General features: G+C 71.3%; 16 protein-coding genes and 1 pseudogene. 6 read left to right on the top strand and 11 right to left on the bottom strand.

The window, feature by feature from the left end:
- Nucleotides 1-9: 9 nt before the first annotated feature.
- From AQI88_RS01755 to AQI88_RS01765, 3 genes are read right to left on the bottom strand one after another with little or no spacing between them, the layout of a single operon-like run.
- A complete protein-coding gene (locus AQI88_RS01755) occupies nt 10-927 on the bottom strand; it encodes a PfkB family carbohydrate kinase (RefSeq protein WP_066990583.1) in 918 nt (305 codons plus the stop codon).
- Entirely contained in the window at nt 924-1,412 is a 489-nt protein-coding gene (locus AQI88_RS01760) for a macro domain-containing protein (RefSeq protein WP_066990586.1), read from the bottom strand. Before AQI88_RS01760 ends, AQI88_RS01755 begins: the two co-directional genes overlap by 4 nt.
- A gap of 42 nt (nt 1,413-1,454) precedes the next feature.
- A complete protein-coding gene (locus AQI88_RS01765) occupies nt 1,455-2,921 on the bottom strand; it encodes an amino acid permease (RefSeq protein WP_066990588.1) in 1,467 nt (488 codons plus the stop codon).
- 441 nt (nt 2,922-3,362) lie between these two features.
- On the opposite strand from AQI88_RS01765, the gene AQI88_RS01770 reads away from it, so the two are divergent.
- Both AQI88_RS01770 and AQI88_RS01775 read left to right on the top strand, forming a co-directional pair.
- Nucleotides 3,363-6,056 (top strand): bifunctional YncE family protein/alkaline phosphatase family protein, encoded by a 2,694-nt coding sequence (locus AQI88_RS01770; RefSeq protein WP_066990591.1) that lies wholly within the window; start codon nt 3,363-3,365, stop codon nt 6,054-6,056.
- Between the two features lie 111 nt (nt 6,057-6,167).
- Nucleotides 6,168-6,899 (top strand): MerR family transcriptional regulator, encoded by a 732-nt coding sequence (locus AQI88_RS01775; protein ID WP_066990594.1) that lies wholly within the window; start codon nt 6,168-6,170, stop codon nt 6,897-6,899.
- Here AQI88_RS01775 and AQI88_RS01780 read toward each other — a convergent pair.
- Genes AQI88_RS01780 through AQI88_RS01790 form a run of 3 tightly spaced genes read right to left on the bottom strand, consistent with a single transcriptional unit; the run spans nt 6,885 to nt 11,537 of the window.
- Entirely contained in the window at nt 6,885-9,068 is a 2,184-nt protein-coding gene (locus AQI88_RS01780; RefSeq protein WP_066990597.1) for a 3-hydroxyacyl-CoA dehydrogenase NAD-binding domain-containing protein, read from the bottom strand. The genes AQI88_RS01775 and AQI88_RS01780 overlap by 15 nt on opposite strands.
- A gap of 41 nt (nt 9,069-9,109) precedes the next feature.
- Nucleotides 9,110-10,324 carry an acetyl-CoA C-acetyltransferase gene (locus AQI88_RS01785; protein WP_066990599.1) on the bottom strand — a complete coding sequence of 405 codons (1,215 nt, stop codon included), beginning with the start codon at nt 10,322-10,324 and terminating at the stop codon, nt 9,110-9,112.
- Between the two features lie 52 nt (nt 10,325-10,376).
- Nucleotides 10,377-11,537, bottom strand: coding sequence for a CaiB/BaiF CoA transferase family protein (locus AQI88_RS01790; protein WP_066990600.1), 1,161 nt, complete (start codon nt 11,535-11,537; stop codon nt 10,377-10,379).
- A 203-nt stretch (nt 11,538-11,740) separates the two neighbouring features.
- Between AQI88_RS01790 and AQI88_RS01795 the strand changes: the two genes are divergently transcribed.
- Nucleotides 11,741-12,919, top strand: a complete 1,179-nt coding sequence (locus AQI88_RS01795; protein ID WP_066990602.1) for a saccharopine dehydrogenase family protein — start codon at nt 11,741-11,743, stop codon at nt 12,917-12,919.
- Nucleotides 12,920-12,929: 10 nt separating this feature from the next.
- Here the strand turns inward: AQI88_RS01795 and mmpA are convergent, their stop codons facing one another.
- Nucleotides 12,930-13,076, bottom strand: a complete 147-nt coding sequence (mmpA, locus tag AQI88_RS46490) for a morphogenic membrane protein MmpA (RefSeq protein WP_167357436.1) — start codon at nt 13,074-13,076, stop codon at nt 12,930-12,932.
- A gap of 205 nt (nt 13,077-13,281) precedes the next feature.
- Between mmpA and AQI88_RS01800 the strand changes: the two genes are divergently transcribed.
- The gene (locus AQI88_RS01800; protein ID WP_066990605.1) at nt 13,282-13,470 is read left to right on the top strand and encodes a hypothetical protein; all 189 of its coding nucleotides are present in this window, start codon (nt 13,282-13,284) and stop codon (nt 13,468-13,470) included.
- Here AQI88_RS01800 and AQI88_RS01805 read toward each other — a convergent pair.
- Complete coding sequence (locus AQI88_RS01805; RefSeq protein WP_066990609.1) at nt 13,434-14,165, bottom strand: endonuclease V; 732 nt, start codon at nt 14,163-14,165, stop codon at nt 13,434-13,436. The genes AQI88_RS01800 and AQI88_RS01805 overlap by 37 nt on opposite strands.
- A gap of 61 nt (nt 14,166-14,226) precedes the next feature.
- Here AQI88_RS01805 and AQI88_RS01810 point away from each other — a divergent pair, with 61 nt between their 5' ends.
- Entirely contained in the window at nt 14,227-14,523 is a 297-nt protein-coding gene (locus tag AQI88_RS01810) for a YciI family protein (RefSeq protein WP_066990612.1), read from the top strand.
- Between the two features lie 10 nt (nt 14,524-14,533).
- On the opposite strand, the gene AQI88_RS01815 is transcribed toward AQI88_RS01810, so the two are convergent.
- Nucleotides 14,534-14,866, bottom strand: a complete 333-nt coding sequence (locus AQI88_RS01815) for a plasmid stabilization protein (protein ID WP_066990615.1) — start codon at nt 14,864-14,866, stop codon at nt 14,534-14,536.
- A gap of 58 nt (nt 14,867-14,924) precedes the next feature.
- Complete coding sequence (locus tag AQI88_RS01820) at nt 14,925-16,058, bottom strand: WD40/YVTN/BNR-like repeat-containing protein (RefSeq protein WP_208615693.1); 1,134 nt, start codon at nt 16,056-16,058, stop codon at nt 14,925-14,927.
- A 187-nt stretch (nt 16,059-16,245) separates the two neighbouring features.
- Between AQI88_RS01820 and ssgD the strand changes: the two genes are divergently transcribed.
- Nucleotides 16,246-16,662 (top strand): spore wall synthesis regulator SsgD, encoded by a 417-nt coding sequence (ssgD, locus tag AQI88_RS01825; RefSeq protein WP_066990618.1) that lies wholly within the window; start codon nt 16,246-16,248, stop codon nt 16,660-16,662.
- 4 nt (nt 16,663-16,666) lie between these two features.
- Here the strand turns inward: ssgD and AQI88_RS01830 are convergent.
- A pseudogene (locus tag AQI88_RS01830) lies at nt 16,667-17,433 on the bottom strand (isocitrate lyase/phosphoenolpyruvate mutase family protein).
- Between the last annotated feature and the right edge of the window lie 186 nt (nt 17,434-17,619).

Raw genomic sequence — 17,619 nt, forward strand, 5'->3', positions numbered from 1 at the left:
CCAGGGGCCTCAGGGTCTCGTCCGGTCCGCCTGCTCGAGCAGTTCGTCCCGGTCTATCGCCCCCGCGCGGGTGGCCGGGACTGTGCAGGCGTACGCCCCGGCGACCGCGCCGTACAGGGCGCACCGCAGGGGCGGCTCGCCGGTGAGGCGGCCGTAGAGGAACGCGGCGGCGAAGGCGTCGCCCGCGCCGTTGGAGTCGACCACCGGCGCGGGCGGGGCCACCGCAGGGATCCGGGTCAGCTCGCCGTCCGCCAGCAGATACGCGCCCTCGGCGCCCGCGGTGGCGACGACGGCCTCGGCCCGGCCCCGCTCGGCGATGCGCCGCATGGTGTGCTCGGGGTCGGTCAGTGCGGCCGCGGAGAGGAAGACGACGTCGGCCGCGAGCGCGAACGGCTCGTGGTACGGGTTCTCGCCGTCCCAGTCGTGCAGGTCCGTGGAGAGGGGTACGCCCGTCTCGATCAGCACCGGCAGGGCGTGGGAGCACGGCTGGGTGATGGTCACGTGGATGTGCCGGCCCGCCGCGGCCAGTCTGCGCAGCGTCTCCTCGGGGAAGCGGTCGTCGGGGTGGGCGCGGCTGGTGTCGTAGAGGGACAGCCGCCGGCCGTCCGGGCCTACGAGGTTGACCGCGCGCTTGGTCCCGGCGGGTTGCGGGAGTGCGGTGAGCCCGATGCCCCGCTCCCGGTGCAGGGCGCGGACGAGGTCGCCCTCGGGGTCGTCGCCGAGCAGGTCGAGGTGGTGGGTGCGCAGGCCGAGCGCGGCCAGGCCCAGCGCGACGAAGTCGCCGGTCTGCCCGGCGCGGGTGCGGATCCCGGAGTCGATGTGGTAGCTGTCGGCGTACGGGAGCGGCAGCTCGGGGACGTACACGATCGTGTCGACCCCGGCTCCGCCCAGTACCAGAACGTCGATCGCACCCTCTTGTGCCGTCATCCGGCGCCCTCCCCGTGGTCGTAGACCGTCACCGCGATGCCACGCTTCACCAGTCGCTCGGTGATGAGCGGCTCTATGCGGGACCACTTGCCGCCCGCCAGACCGCAGCCTATGCGGGGCAGGTGCACCGACGCGCCGAGTTCGATCACTTCGCCGGCGAGGCGGCCGAGGGCGGTGTCGATGGCCTCGTAGCGGACGGGGACGCCCTTGCTGCCGGTCCGGATGCCGCGCTGGCCGACCATGCTGGCCACCCACACATAGGGGTCGACCTTGACGAGTTGGACCGCGCCCAGGCCGAAGTCGTTCCTGGCGCGGTCGCGGTGCCACGCCCGGTATGCCGCCTCGGGCTCCGGCCAGCGCCGCGAGAGCGCCAGGACGAAGCCCTTCCCCCAGCCCCCGATGTCGTTGCAGACATGGGCGATCACCTTGACGCCCTTGACCGACGGAACGGTGGCGTCACCTCGGACATACCTGATCTCCGACATGACGCCACCGTAGGCGCTGCCACTGACAGTGGCCTTGAGCTGCTACTTCGTCAGCTGCGACAGTTCCTCGTCGGCCTCGCGGGAGACCCGGCGACGCACCCCGAACCAGCCGCCGACCAGCAGCAGGGCGATCACCGGGATGAGCAGCAGGGTCTTGCGGCCGACCTCGGGGTCGTTCCACATCATGCCGAGGCAGACCAGCAGGAAGACGATCGTCGCGATCTCCGTGACGGGGCTGAACTTCAGCTGGAAGTGCGGCCGGGTCACCAGGCCCGCGCGGGCCCGGCGGACGAAGACCAGGTGGCAGATCATGATGATCACCCAGGTGCTGATGATGCCGAGGGAGGCGACGTTCAGCACGATCTCGAAGGCCTGGCTGGGCATCAGGTAGTTCAGGCCGACGCCGAGCACGCAGACCGCGCAGGTCAGCAGGATGCCGCCGTAGGGGACCTGGCTGCGGTTCATGCGCGCGGTGAACTTGGGGGCGGAGCCCGCCATGGCCATCGAGCGCAGGATGCGGCCGGTGGAGTAGAGGCCGGAGTTCAGCGAGGACATCGCGGCGGTCAGCACGACCAGGTTCATCACGTCACCGGCCGCCGGGACGCCGATCTTCGACAGGACCGTGACGAACGGGCTCTGGTCGGCGGAGTACACCGAGCCGGGCAGCAGCAGGGCGAGCAGCACGACGGAGCCGACGTAGAACAGGCCCACGCGCCACATGATCGAGTTCACCGCGCGCGGGACGATCTTCTCCGGCTCGGCGGTCTCGCCGGCGGCGACGCCGACCAGCTCCAGGGCGGCGTACGCGAAGATCACGCCCTGCATGACCAGGACGACCGGCATCATGCCGTGCGGGAAGACGCCGCCGTGGTCGGTGACGACGCTCAGGCCCGGCTTCTGGCCGCCGACCTCGTGCTGGGTGGCGAGCAGGAAGATACCGACGAACATGAAGCTCACCAGGGTGGCGACCTTGATGATCGCGAACCAGAACTCCATCTCGCCGAAGATCTTCACCGAGATCAGGTTCACGGCGAGGACCACCGCGAGGGCGATCAGCGCCAGCACCCACTGCGGGATGGACGTGAACATGCTCCAGTAGTGCGTGTAGAGCGCGATCGCGGTGATGTCGGCGATGCCGGTGGTCGACCAGTTCAGGAAGTACATCCAGCCGGCGACGTAGGCGCCCTTCTCGCCGAGGAACTCGCGCGCGTACGACACGAAGGAGCCGGAGGAGGGGCGGTAGAGGACCAGCTCGCCCAGGGCCCGGACGACGAAGAAGGCGAAGACGCCGCAGACCAGGTAGGCCAGGGCGAGCGCCGGGCCCGCGTTGTGCAGGCGGCCGCCGGCGCCCAGGAAGAGGCCGGTGCCGATGGCGCCGCCGATGGCGATCATGTTGACGTGGCGGGCCTTGAGGTCCTTGCTGTAGCCGGCGTCGCCCGCGTCCGCGGGCGTCTGGGCCGCCTGGGGATGGGCGGCGGCCGGTGCCGACTGCACTGCGTCCTTGCTCACGGGTGGTACCACTTCCTGGTGCGCCCAGACCTCGTGGGCCCGGGTGTCCGTACAGATCGGCCCACACCACCCCGGTGGGTTGCGGCACAGACCAAGACAGCAGCTTCCCAGGAAGATCGCCGCCCATGCGATGACCCATGTCACACAGCGGCGTTTCTCACAAAACCCCAACGGGCTGCAAAGCATGGGCAGGATGGGCCTTTACTCCTTCACCGGCGCTACGGCCCTCCGTTGATTACCGTTCTTCCGGACCGGCCGATTCCAGCGCTCGGAAATTCATCTTAAATCGGCACATCTCTGGAATTGCGCTCCATAAAATCACCTGGTCAGGCAGCGTTTTAAAGGGAAGGCAAAGGCTTCCCCGCCGGCCTCTCAGGTATTCATGCGGCGTACAGACGACTTTCGGGACCCCGTCCTCGGCGCAGCTCTAATTTCGCATTCATGCGCAGACCGAGAATTTCCGGGAAAACGCTGGTCGTGACCGCCGTACTCGCCCTCGCGGCGACAGCTGCGGGGTTCACCTACGCCGAGGGTGGCTTCGGGAACACTCCGCTCGGCGACAAAATCGTGGGCAAGCAGGCGGACGGGGCGTACCTGACGCACAACAACCAGTTCGTCACGCCCGTCGGCGACGTCATCAAGGAGAACGGCCGCCCGTTCGGGCTGGCCCTCGATCCGGACGGGAAGACGGCCGCCAGCCTCAACACGGGCGGTGCCACCACCGGCATCGTCACCGTCTTCGACCTGGTCGGGCACAAGGTGCTCCAGCAGGTGGGCAGCGGAAAGATCTCCGACGGGGGCATCGTCTACTCCCCCGACGGCAAGCACCTGTGGGCCGCACAGCCCGCCGGCCTGATCCGCTACGACGTCGCGGCCGACGGCACCCTGTCCCACCCGGTCACCGTCAGGCTGCCGGGAGCCGGCGGCCGCCAGGCCGTGCCGGCCGGCCTCGCCTTCGCGCCGAACGGCACCGATCTGCTGGTGACGCTGAGCGCCGACAACACCCTGGGCGTCGTCGACACGACCACGAACACCGTCACGCGGCAGATCGCGGTCGGCAACGTACCGAACAGTGTCGTGGTGACCGACGGCAAGGCGTACGTGAGCAACCAGGGCGGCCGTCCCGCCCGGCCCGGCGACCGGACCGGCGACTCGTACGGCACGGCCGTCGTCACCGACAACGACGACGCCATCCCCTCCACCGGCACGGTGTCCGAGGTCGACCTGGCCTCCGGTCAGCAGGTCAGGACCTTCAAGGTGGGCCTGGAACCCAGTGCCCTGCTCGCGGTGGGCCGGACCCTGGTCGTCACCAACACCGACGACGACTCGGTGACCAGCATCGACACCGCCAAGCAGCAGGTGGGCCGCACCTTCGCGGCCAACCCGGCGCCCGGCGCCCCGTACGGCGCGCAGCCCAACGGCCTGGCCATGCTGGACGCCACCCACCTGGCCGTGAGCCTGGGCCGCGACAACGCTGTCGCCGTCTACCAGTACAAGGACGCCTATACCCAGCCCGCCTTCGAAGGCCTGATTCCGACCGGGTCCTTCCCCACGGGGCTGGCCGAGGACGACCGGCTGGGCCGGCTGGTGGTGGCCAGCGAGCAAGGCCTCGGCTCCGTCGGGGCGAACGGCACCGTCGACGAGGGCACCGGCACGAACCCCGCCACCTCGCACCTGGGCTACAACTTCGTCGGCACGGTGCAGACGGTCGTACCCCCGACCGCACAGGAGATGCGCAAGTACACCCAGCAGGTGTTCAGGAACAACCAGTGGAACGGGCTGCGGCAGCGCAACCGCGCGGGCAGCGGAAAGGCCGCCCCGGTGGCCGTACCGCTGCACGTGGGCGACCCGTCCAAGATCAAGCACGTGTTCCTGATCGTCAAGGAGAACCGCACCTACGACCAGGTGCTCGGCGACGACCCGCGCGGCAACGGCGACCCGGGCCTGGCCCAGTTCGGCAAGAGGGTCACGCCGAACATCCACGCGCTGGCCGGCACATACCCGCTCATCGACAACCTGTACTCGGACGGCACCAACTCCGCCGAGGGCCACCACTGGCTGAACCAGGCGTTCGTCAACAACTACCTGCAGCAGATGTACGGCAACTACACCCGGTCGTACCAGACCGGCGACCCGCTGAGCGACGTGAAGTCCGGCTGGATCTGGGACAACGCGCTCAAGCACGGCAGGTCGGTCACCAACTGGGGCGAGCAGACCGACAGTTACGTGGACGCGAGCGGCAAGGGCACGGCCGCGGGCAGCTGGCCCAAGTGGTACCACGACTCCCAGGTGATGGAGGGCAGGGCCACCGGGCCGCTGAACTACCCTGTCGGCTCCTACCAGCCGAAGACGGACATCCCGTCGCTGGCGAAGATCACCCAGCCGGACTTCCCGGACTTCGACCTGAACATCCCCGACCAGTACCGGGCGGACCTGTTCGCGCCGGTCTTCGACACGTACGAGAAGGACGGCAACCTCCCGGCACTCACCATGATGTGGCTGATGGACGACCACACGTCGGGCACCGCACCGGGCGCCATCACGCCGTCCGCGCAGGTGGCCGACAACGACCTGGCACTCGGCCGCATCGTGGACACCATCTCGCACAGCAAGGACTGGAAGAGCACCGCGGTCTTCGTCCTCGAGGACGACTCGCAGAACGGCGTCGACCATGTCGACGGCCACCGCAACCCGACCCTCGTGATCAGCCCGTACGCGGCACGGGGCAAGGTGGTGCACAGCTACTACAGCCAGCTGAACGTCCTGCGGACCATCGAGCAGATCCTCGGCCTGCCGCCCATGAACCAGCAGGACATGGCGGCCGAGCCGATGTACGACGCGTTCACCGACCGGCCGGACTTCACGCCGTACACCCACCTGCCCAACGAGATCCCGCTGACCACCACGAACCCGCAGCCCTCGCAGACCGGGGGCGCGGTGGCCAAGGCCTGGGCCCTGTGGTCGGCCAAGCAGGACTTCAAGACCGAGGACATGGTGAACATGGCCCAGGAGAACCGGGACATCTGGTACTCCTCGAACAACTTCACCAAGCCCTACCCGGGTGACAGGAAGGTGCTGCTGCCCGGCCAGGTGCCGGGTGCGGACGTGGCGCCGACCCCCGACCAGGACGACTGACGGTCGTCGTCAGGATCCCGCGGGGCCGGTCCGCTCGGACCGGCCCCCACCTGTGTGCGGCCGTTGCCGTGGAGGTGTCACAGCAGTGGTGAGACAGCGATACTGCTGCACATGACGACCGACGCGACGACCGAGGCGGCGACCGACACCGGGGAGCCCGCCCTCACCATCGACGAGCTGGCCGCCCAGGCGGGCGTCACGGTCCGCACCATCCGCTTCTACGGCAGCAAGGGGCTGCTCCCGCCGCCGGTGATCGGTCCGCGCCGGGTGGGTCACTACGGGCCCGGGCACGTGGCACGGCTGGCCCTCATCGAGGAGTTGCAGCAGCAGGGCATGACGCTCGCGGCGATCGAGCGGTACCTGGGGCAGCTGCCGCCGGACCTCACCCCGCACGACCTCGCCATCCACCGCGCGGTGGTCGCCTCGTGGGCACCGGACCTGGTGGAGACGGTGTCGCGGCGGGAACTCGAGCGGCGGGCGGGACGGCCGCTCGCCGCCGAGGACGTCGAGCGGCTGGAGGCGATGAGTGTCGTCATGCGAGGGGACGGGGACACGTTCCGTGTCGATTCCGGGCTGCTGCGGCTCGGCGTCCGGCTCCTGGACGTACCGCTGTCGCAGGATGCGATCCTCGCGGCGCGCAAGGTGCTCATCGAGCACTCGCGCGCCGCGGCCCACGAGCTCGCTCAGCTCTTCCGTGGCGAGGTGGCGGAGCGTGACGCACGGGATGTGAAGTCCCTGTCGGCGCACATGCACCCCCTGGTGGTGCAGGCGCTGCTGACGACGTTCCAGCGATCGCTGCGGGAAGAGCTGAGCGAGTGGCTCACCGGGTCACGAACCGGCTGAGTCGCTGAACCGCTCCCCCTTCTCGGCCTTCTCCACGAGCAGCGCGGGCGGGGTGAACCGGTCGCCGTAGCGCTCGGCGAGTTCACGCGCGCGTGCCACGAATCCGGACAGGCCGCCTTCGTAGCCGTTGATGTACTGGAGCACACCGCCGGTCCAGCCCGGGAAGCCGATGCCGAAGACAGAGCCGATGTTGGCGTCGGCGACGGAGGTCAGGACGCCCTCTTCGAGGAGCCGTACGGTGTCGAGTGCCTCGGAGAAGAGCATCCGCTCCTGCATGTCCCGGAACGGGATCTCGGAGCCGGGCCGGGTGAAGTGCTCGCGCAGGCCCGGCCACAGCCCGGCCCGCTTGCCGTCCTCCGCGTAGTCGTAGAAGCCGGCAGCGCCGCTGCGGCCGGTGCGGCCGAACTCGTCGACCATGCGGTCGATGACCGCCTCAGCCGGGTGCGCGGACCAGGTGCCGCCCGCCTCCTCCACGGCCCGCTTCGTCTCGTTCCGGATCTTGCGCGGGAGGGTGAGGGTCAGCTCGTCCATGAGGGAGAGCACCTTGGCCGGGTAGCCGGCCTGGGCGGCGGCCTGCTCCACGGAGGCGGGCTCGATGCCCTCGCCCACCATGGCGACGCCCTCGTTGATGAAGTGACCGATCACCCGGGAGGTGAAGAAGCCGCGCGAGTCGTTGACGACGATCGGCGTCTTGTTGATCTGCCGGACGAGGTCGAACGCGCGCGCAAGGGCCTCGTCGCCGGTGCGCTCGCCCTTGATGATCTCGACCAGGGGCATCTTGTCGACGGGCGAGAAGAAGTGCAGTCCGATGAAGTCGGTCTGCCGCTCCACGCCCTCGGCAAGGGCGGTGATGGGCAGGGTGGAGGTGTTGGAGCACAGCAGCGCGTCCGGGGCGACGACGGCCTCGATCTCCTGGAAGACCTTGTGCTTGAGCGTCGTGTCCTCGAAGACGGCCTCGATCACCGCGTCGCAGCCCGCGAGGTCGGCCGCCTCGGCGGTGGGGGTGATGCGGGCCAGCAGCGCGTCCGCCTTCTCCTGGCTGGTACGGCCCTTGGCGACGGCCTTGGCGCACAGCTTCTCGGAGTAGCCCTTGCCCTTGACGGCCGACTCCAGGGAGACGTCCTTGAGGACGACGTCGATGCCGGCGCGGGCGCACGAGTAGGCGATGCCCGCGCCCATCATGCCGGCACCGAGGACGGCGACCTTGCGGACCTGGCGGGGCTCGATGCCCTTGGGGCGGTTCGCGCCGGAGTTGACGGCCTGCAGGTCGAAGAAGAACGCCTGGATCATGTTCTTCGAGGTCTGCCCGGCGGCCAGTTCCACGAAGTAGCGGGCCTCGATGACCTGGGCGGTCTCGAAGTCGACCTGGGCGCCCTCGACGGCCGCGGCGAGGATGTTGCGCGGCGCCGGGTAGGGGGCGCCGTTCGTCTGCTTGCGCAGGGTGGCCGGGAAGGCGGGCAGGTTGGCGGCGAACTTGGGGTTGGCGGGCGTACCACCGGGGATCTTGTAGCCCGGCTTGTCCCAGGGCTGCTGCGACTCGGGGTTGGCGTCGACGAAGGCCCGGGCCTTGGTGAGCAGTTCCTCCGGTGTGGCGGCGACCTCGTGAACGAGGCCGTTCTCCTGGGCGCGGCGCGCGTTGTACTGCGTGCCCTGCAGGAGCACCTTCAGCAGGGCGTCCGCGATGCCCAGCAGCCGTACGGTACGGACGACTCCGCCGCCTCCGGGGAGCAGGCCGAGGGTCACCTCGGGGCAACCGATCTTGGTGCCGGAGGTGTCGAGGGCGACCCGGTGGTGGCAGGCGAGGGCCAGTTCGAAACCGCCGCCCAGGGCGGCGCCGTTGATCGCGGCGACGACCGGCTTGCCGAGGGTCTCGATGCGGCGCAGGTTGCGCTTGATGGCGAGGCCGCCGTCGAACAGCTCCTGGGCGGTCTCGGGCGTGACCCGGATCAGGTCGCGCAGGTCACCGCCGGCGAAGAAGGTCTTCTTCGCGGAGGTGAAGATGATGCCGCGGATCGAGTCCTGCTCGGCTTCCAGGCGGTCGGTGATCGCGGCGAGGGAGTCGCGGAACGCCTGGTTCATGGTGTTCGCGGACTGGTTGGGGTCGTCCAGGACGAGGGTGACGACACCGGTGTCGTCCTGCTCCCAGCGGATGGTGGTGCTCTCGGTCATGACAGTCGTCTCCGTTGAAGTCTCGTGATTCCGCGGGGAGTTCAGATGCGCTCGACGATGGTGGCGATGCCCATGCCGCCGCCCACGCACAGGGTGGCGAGGCCGTACCGCTTGTCCTGGCGCTCCAGTTCGTCGATGAGCGAGCCGAGGATCATCGCGCCGGTCGCGCCGAGCGGGTGGCCGAGGGCGATGGCGCCGCCGTTGACGTTGACCTTGTCCAGCGTGAGGCCCATGTCCTTCACGAAGCGCAGCACGACCGCGGCGAACGCCTCGTTGATCTCGACCAGGTCGATGTCGTCGATGGTCAGCCCGGCCTTGGCCAGCGCCTTGCGGGTGGCAGGGGCCGGGCCGGTGAGCATGATGGTGGGCTCGGAGCCGGAGACGGCGGCGGAGATGATCCGCGCGCGCGGGGTCAGGCCGTAGCGCTCGCCGACCTCCTTGGAGCCGATCGCGACGAGCGAGGCGCCGTCCACGATGCCGGAGGAGTTGCCCGCGTGGTGGACGTGGTCGATCTTCTCCACCCAGTGGTACTTCTGCAGCGCGACAGCGTCGAAGCCGCCCAGCTCACCGATGTCAGCGAACGACGGCTTGAGCTTGGCGAGGGAGTCGGCGGTGGTGCCGGGGCGCAGGTGCTCGTCGTGGTCCAGGACGACCAGGCCGCTGCGGTCCTTGACGGGGACCACGGAACGCTCGAAGCGGCCTTCCTTCCAGGCGGTGGCGGCGCGCTCCTGGGACAGGGCCGCGTACTCGTCCACGTCCCGCCGGGAGAAGCCCTCGATGGTGGCGATGAGGTCGGCGCCGATGCCCTGCGGCACGAAGTTGACGGCCAGGTTGGTCATCGGGTCGTTGAACCAGGCGCCGCCGTCCGAGGCCATGGGCACCCGGGACATCGACTCCACGCCACCGGCCAGCACCAGGTCCTCCCAGCCCGAGCGGACCTTGGCGGCGGCCAGGTTGACGGCCTCCAGGCCCGAGGCACAGAAGCGGTTCTCCTGGACGCCCGCGACCGTGTCCGGCAGTCCGGCGGCGATCGCGGCGATCCGGGCGATGTCGGAGCCCTGGTCGCCGACCGGCCCGACGACACCGAGCACGATGTCGTCGACCGCGGCCGGGTCGAGGCCCGGGAAGCGGTCGCGGATCTCGTGGATGAGGCCGACGACCAGGTCGATGGGCTTCGTGCCGTGCAGGGCGCCGTTCGCCTTGCCGCGGCCGCGCGGGGTGCGGATCGCGTCGTACACGTACGCTTCGGTGCTCACTGGGGTGCCTTTCGGGAGGGTGGGCCGGGCGGGAGTCGTCGGTCGGGCGGGCTCAGTCGCCGTCCGGGACCAGGTCGTCGTTCACGAGGTCAGGTATGCCCCAGTCCCGCGCCACCGTCTCCGTGCCGGCGCCCGGCAGGGCGGGGCCGGTGCGGACGGTCGTCGGGGTCGCGGAGAAGCGGGGGGCGGGGGCCGGCTGGGTGATGCCGCCGTGGTGGCTGAAGGTGCCGCGGGCGGCCAGGTGCGGGTGGTGCGGGGCCTCGCCGAGGGACAGGACGGGCGCCACACAGGCGTCCGAGCCCTCGAAGAGGGCCGTCCACTCGTCGCGGCTACGGGACTTGAAGCGGGCGGCGACGCGTTCGCGCAGCTCGCCCCAGCGGGTCCAGTCCTTGCGGGCCGGGGCCAGGTCGTCCAGGCCGAGCCGGTGCAGGAACTCCTCGTAGAACCGCGCCTCCAGGGCGCCGACCGCCATGTACCCGCCGTCGGCGGTCTCGTAGGTGCCGTAGTACGGGCAGCCGCCGTCCAGGAGGTTGGCGCCGCGCCGGTCCTGCCAGCCGCCGGCGGCCAGCATGCCGTGGATCATCGCGGACAGGTGCGCGGTGCCGTCCACGATGGCCGCGTCCACGACCTGTCCGGTGCCGCTCGCGCGGGCGTGGTGCAGGGCGGCGAGGACGCCGACGACCAGGTAGAGAGAGCCGCCCGCGTAATCGCCGAGCAGGTTGGCGGGGACGGCCGGCGGCTCGTCCGGGCGGCCGATCATGCCGAGGGTGCCGGTGAGGGCGATGTACGCCACGTCGTGGCCCGCGCGGTCGGCGAGGGGGCCGTCCTGGCCCCAGCCGGTCATGCGGCCGTAGACCAGACGGGGGTTGCGGGCGTGGCAGTCCCCGGGGCCGACACCGAGCCGCTCGGCCACCCCGGGGCGGTAGCCCTCGATGAGGATGTCGGCCCGTTCGGCCAGGTCCAGCACGCGTGCGGGGCCGTCCGGGGCCTTGAGGTCGACGACGACCGAGCGTTTGTTGCGGTTCGTGATGTCGTGGGCGGGGTCGATCGCGAGGCCCGGGCCGCCCGGGCGGTCCACCCGGACCACGTCGGCGCCCAGGTCCGCGAGGAGCATGGCGGCGAACGGCCCCGGCCCGATGCCGGCCAGCTCCACCACGCGCACGCCGCTGAGCGGGCCGTGCCCCGACGTCCTCGGCGTCGCTGCCGTCGTCATGTCGTCCTGCCCCCAAGCCCATGTGACACAACTGATGTAACACCAGTGATGCTAAGAACGCGTTCCACCGGGCACAAGACCTGAACGAGCAAGCGCTTAGCCAAATGCCCGGCCGGCCCCGCCGAGGCCGTGTCCGGGGTCCGCACTGTTCACGCTAGCCTCAGCCACCGACAGCGGCGCGGGCTGCACGATCAAGGGGTGTCATGAGCAGGCTGAAAAGGACGGACCGTCCCTACGACATCGTGCTCTTCGGGGCCACCGGCTTCGTCGGCGCGCTGACGGCGGAGTACCTCGCCGCACATGCCCCCGAGGACCTGCGCTGGGCGATCGCGGGCCGTGACGAACGGAAGCTGGAGCGGCTGCGCGAGAGGCTGCCCGGCGCCTCGGACATCGGGGTGCTGCGGGCCGATGTGAACGAACCGGCCACGCTGCGCGCGCTCGCGGAGCACGCGCGCGTGGTGGCCACGACAGTGGGCCCGTACGTCACCTACGGCGAGGAACTCCTCGCCGCCTGCGCGGACAGCGGGGCCGACTACCTCGACCTCACCGGCGAGCCGGAGTTCGTCGACCTGATGTACGTCCGGCACGACGCACGCGCGCGTGAGACGGGCGCCCGGCTGGTGCACGCCTGCGGATTCGACTCCGTGCCGCACGACCTGGGCGTGTACTTCACGGTCCGGCAGCTGCCGCACGGGGTGCCGCTGACCGTGGACGGGTTCGTGACCGCGGACGCCGCCTTCTCCGGCGGCACGCTGGCGTCGGCGCTGAACCAGCTCGCGCGCGGCCGGCAGATGGCCGCCGCGGCCCGTGAACGCGGCCGGCACGAGCCGCGCCTGATGGGGCGCCGGGTGGCGGCACCGACGGGCGCGCCGCGATTCGCCAAGGAGGTCGGCGCCTGGGCGCTGCCGCTGCCGACCATCGACCCGCAGATCGTGCGCCGCTCGGCGAAGGCGCTGGAGCGGTACGGCCCCGATTTCCGCTACCGGCACTATGCGGCGGTCAGGCACCTGCCGGTCGCCGCGGGCGGCGTCGCCGCGATCGGCGCGCTCGCGGCCGCCGCCCAGCTGCCGCCCGCCCGCCGCTGGTTGTCGGACCGGCTCAGGCCCGGGGACGGGCCGGGCCCCCAGAAGCGGGCGCAGAGCTGGTTCAAGGTGCGCTTCGTGGGCGAGGGCGGCGGGCAGCGTGTCTTCACCGAGGTCGCGGGTGGCGACCCGGGCTACGACGAGACGGCGAAGATGTTCGCCGAGGCGGCCCTGAGCCTGGCCTTCGACGAGCTGCCGCCGACCGCCGGGCAGGTCACCACGGCCACCGCGATGGGCGATGCGCTGACCGAGCGGCTGCGCGCGGCGGGCATCACCTTCCGGGTGGCGGCCGGCCGGTAGGTCTCAGGTGTTACAGCTGCCACCCCAGCAGCGTGCAGAGCATCCCGCCGATCCAGGCGAGCCCCGCCACCACGGCGAGGATCAGGGCGGCCGTCACGGCGCGCTCGACGGACGGGGCCGAGTCGGTCACGGGCTTGGCGGGACGGTGTGTCGTCATGCGGGCCAGCCTGCCGGTGGGGCGGTCTCGGGCACATCCGTACGCGTACTCAGTCGACGTACTCAGCCGGGTCCGGCCGCCCTGCTCCCGTACTTGAGACTTTCCGAGCCCGGAATACCGAGCCACCTGCGGCCACGCGCTCGAAAGCTTCACCGGGAAGTTCAATGAGACGCTGGAATCCCAGGCCGAAGGAGGCGGAACAGAAGTGAAGTTCGTGCTGGAAGTGACCGTGGACGAGGGCGCGTCGGCGGCGGACCGGGCCGGCGAGCTGGGGCGGATCCTGCGCTACTGGGGCGGCAATCTCCACCACTACGCCCTGGAACCCGGCGACGGCTCCGCCGTCCACGACTCGCAGTATCAGGAAGTCGGCGCCTGGCGCATGGACGCCTCCTGAGCCGCTCCCGCGGTCGCTTCCTGAAGCGCCCGCCGGCACAGCGCGTCCGCCCTGCGCGTGGTCTCGGGCAGCCGGTACGCGGGCGTCAGCGCCAGTGTGTGCGCGAGGGCGTTGTCGAGGCTCACACGGTGGCCTACGGAGACGAACACCGGCTTGACGCCGTCCCGGGTGCGCAGGGCGCGGCCGACGTCCTCGGTCCCCGAAAGGAGCGGTGCGGCACTGCCCCGCCCGGGCCCCGGGTCGTTGTACGTGAAGGTGAACGGGTTCTTGGCGACGCCGATGGTCGGCAGACCGGTGAGCACGCCGAGGTGGCTGGCGAGGCCGAAGCGGCGCGGGTGGGCGAGGCCGTAGCCGTCGCACACCACCAGGCCGGGCGGGCAGGGCAGGGCGTCCAGGGCGGCCCGCACGGTCGGGATCTCGCGGAAGGCGAGCAGTCCGGGAACGTACGGGAACGAGATCCGGCCGACGGCCGTCGTCTCCGCGACGACCTCCAAAGTGGCCGCGTCCAGGACGACGGCCGCCGCGGCGACCAGGTCGCGGTCGTCGTCGTAGGCGACGTCGACACCCGTGACCCGGCCCGTGCCGGGCGGCGGCCCCGGCTCGTCGAGCACCACCCGCCCGCGCAGCCGGTCCTGTACGGCGCGGGCCTCTTCCTCGGTCGCGGGCCAGCCCGCGGGTACCCCTACGGTCGTCATGGTGCCCCCGACTGTACGGCCCGCGGACGGCCCGTCGGGCCCCGGGGGTAGGCTCGCGATCATGTTCGTACTGGAGCTGACCTACACCGCCCCGCTCGATGCCGTGGACGCCGTCCTGCCGGCGCATGTGACCTGGCTGGAGGAGCAGTACGAGAAAGGCTTCTTCCTGGCCTCCGGGCGCAAGAACCCCCGCGACGGCGGGATGATCCTGGCCGTCGCCGAGGACCGCACCCGTATCGAGGAGGTCGTCGCGGGCGATCCGTTCGTGGCCGCAGGGGTGTGCGCGTACCGCGTCACGGAGTTCATCGCCACGAAGACGGCCCCCGAACTGGCAGACCACCGGCAGACGCTGAGCTGAGCCCGGCGGCTCAGCCCTTCTTCGCGTTCAGCGCGCGCTGCAGCTGCGCCTTGTTCATGTCCGAACGGCCCTCGATGCCGCGCTGCTTCGCCTCGTTGTACAGCTGGTCGTAGGTCGGGCCCTGGGACCCCTTGCCCGACCGCTGGCCGCCGCGCTTGCCGGACGACATGTCCTGGGTCGAGCTGCGGCTCGCGGTCTTGGACTCGCCGGAGCGGGCGCGTTCCTTGTTCACGGTCCGCGCGGCGATCTCCTTGGCGCGCTCGGTGCTCTCGCCCCGGTCCTGCGCGCTCTTCTTGATGTGCTCGTACTGACGCTCGCGCTTGGAGCCTGAACCGGCGGGCACGATCGCTCCCTTCCTCGCTTCCCGTAGGAAGCGAGTACCCGGGTTCCGAGCGCTCACGTCAGCGTTCCAGCCGGGCCACCCGCCCCTTCTCCCCGGCTGCCCAGCAGCTCAGGTCGGGGGTGCAGTCCACGGTGTCGTACGAGCCGGTGTCGAGGGTGCGCCAGGTGCGGCCGCCGTCGGTGGTCACATCGGTGCCGGTCGGGCCGACGGCGAGAGCGGCGGTGCGACTGTGCGGGAGCCAGGCGGCGCCGGAGCGGTAGGCGGGCGGCGGGGCGGTGGCCGGCCGCCAGGTGCGGCCGCCGTCGGCGGTGACCGCTGCGGCCTGCGGTGAGGACTGGTCGGGGCGGTAGTCGCCGCCGACCGCGAGGCCGTGCGTGCGGTCCCGGAAGGCGAGCGCGAACACGCCACGGGCCGGATCCCCGGCCGGAACCGGCGTGTCGGCGGCCGTCCAGGTCAGGCCGCGGTCGGCGGAGTGCAGCACGCGCGCGCGGGCACCGCCGCCGGTGGCCAGCCAGACGTCCTTCGGGCCGGAGGTGACCAGGCACTGGCCGCTCGCGGCGAAGCCCGCCTCGCCGTCCAGGGCGGCCGGCATGCCGTCGGCGGGCAGCACCTGCCAGGAGCGGCCGCCGTCATGGGTGGACAGGATGCGGAACCTGCCGTCCACGGGGTCGCTCATGGCGAGGCCGTGACGGCGGTCGAAGAAGGCGAGGCAGTCGTAGAAGGCCTTCGGGTCGGTGTTGCGGAAGGACTCCGTCCAGGTCGCTCCGCCGTCGTCGGTGCGGTACACCCGGGAGGCCTCGCCCTCGCCGATGGCCAGGACCACCGCGCGCCGCGCGTCGAACGCCTCGACGTCCCGGAACTGGAGGTCGGCCGCACCCGGCGGAGAGACGTTTCGCCAGCTTGCCCCGCCGTCCGTGGTGCGCAGCACGGTGCCGCCGGTACCGGCCAGCCAGGCGGTGTCGCGGTCGACGGCGGACAGGCCGCGGAAGCGGACCTGCGGGGTGCCGCTGTTCTTCGCCGCCCAGTGCACGGCCCCCTGGCTCTTCGCCGCCCCGTGCCCGGCCGCCTCGCCGAGCGGCCGTGCCTCGGCGGCCGGGACCGTCAGCGCGGCCAGCGCCGCCCCGCACGCCACCCCCGCCGCCACCAGCCGGCCCGTCCGTCCCCTGCCTCGCGTGCTCCCCGAACGCCTCATGGCGGGCGAAGCTAGCCCACCGGTCCGCCGCCGTCCAGAGGACCTCACGGCTGCACACCCGTGCATGAACGCGGTGACCGAGGTCACTCGTTCCCGGCGTGCACGGATTGGCCGATTCTTTCGTCTCTTCCAGTGCCAGGCCTCACCCGCCCGGAAGTACGTCCAGCCGTCACAAGGGAGCAAGGTGTTGTCCACCGTCATCGAGCAGCCCGTAGAGGCCCGCCTCGTCGCTGCCGCGCCGCGCATGCAGAGCATTCCCGCCACGCTGCGCTACGACCGGAGCGACCCGTTCGCCGTCCGCATGACCTTCCCGGCCCCGGCCACCCTGGAGGGCGTCGAGGTCTGCTGGACCTTCTCCCGCGAACTCCTCGCGGCCGGGCTGCACGGCCCGGAGGGCTTCGGGGACGTCCGGGTACGGCCGTACGGCTACGACCGCACCGTACTGGAGTTCCACGCGCCCGAGGGCACCGCGATCGTGCACGTGCGTTCCGGCGAGATCCGGCGGTTCCTGGAGGCGACCGGCGACCTGGTACCCGTCGGTCTGGAGCACCTTCAGCTGGACCTCGACCACGGCCTGGCCGAGCTGATGCGGGACGCCTGCTGACGCACTACCCGCGGGTGAGCAGCGTGTTCAGCTCGCCGTAGTCGAACCCGCCGGTCAGCGCTCCGTACGTCCCCTCCCGCAGCAGCTCCCGCGCGGCACGGCGGACGAGGGCGTGGGCGGCCTGGGCGAGGCCCGCGCCCGCACTGATCCGGGCGACACCGAGAGCGGCCAGTTCGGCGACCGACGGCGCACCGGGGCCCACCATCACGTTGAGCGGCCCGTCGACGCCCGCGACGAGCGCCTTGACGGTCTCCGGGTCGACGGCCCCGGGGACGAAGATCCCGTCGGCGCCCGCGGCCCGGAAGGCGGCGGCCCGCTCCAGGGCCGGGTCCCCTCCCCCGGCGCCGCGCAGGAAGATGTCGATCCGGCCGTTGATGAACAGCGGCACGCCCGCCTGGTCGGCGGCCGCACGCGCCGCGGCAATCCTCCCCCCGGACTTCGTCCGGGGGGACCCCCATTTCGCTTCGCTCGCCTGCTCGGCGACCGGCCGCAGCGGCTCACCACCCGCCTCATGGCGGGCGTCCTCGATGTTGACGCCGACCGCGCCCGCGGTGAGCACCGCATCGACGGTGTCGGCGACCCCGGCGGCATCCTCGGCACAGCCGCCCCCGATGTCGGCGCTGACCGGCACCCCTACAGCAGCCACGATGCGGGCGACGGCCGCCGGCGCACGGTCACGGTCGAGCCGGTCAGCAGGACGAGGGGGCGGCCGGGCACGTGCAGGGCACGGAAGGCGAGAGCGCGGTCGTGGAGCGGGTGCTGAAGCGTCATGCGGGCAAGTCAAACAGCCCCGACAGGGCGGACGCCGGCAGAAATCCGACGCGAATCGTGGGCCCCGGAGAGCGCGCGAATTTAATGGCGTTGACAGCCTTCCCGGCCCGCTCGTACGGTGTACAACGTTCCTGTTGCCGCCGATTGGAGAAGGACGTTGCTCGTCTGAGGTCCTGAGACACCGCG

Source organism: Streptomyces cellostaticus (assembly GCF_001513965.1).
GTDB lineage: Bacteria > Actinomycetota > Actinomycetes > Streptomycetales > Streptomycetaceae > Streptomyces > Streptomyces cellostaticus.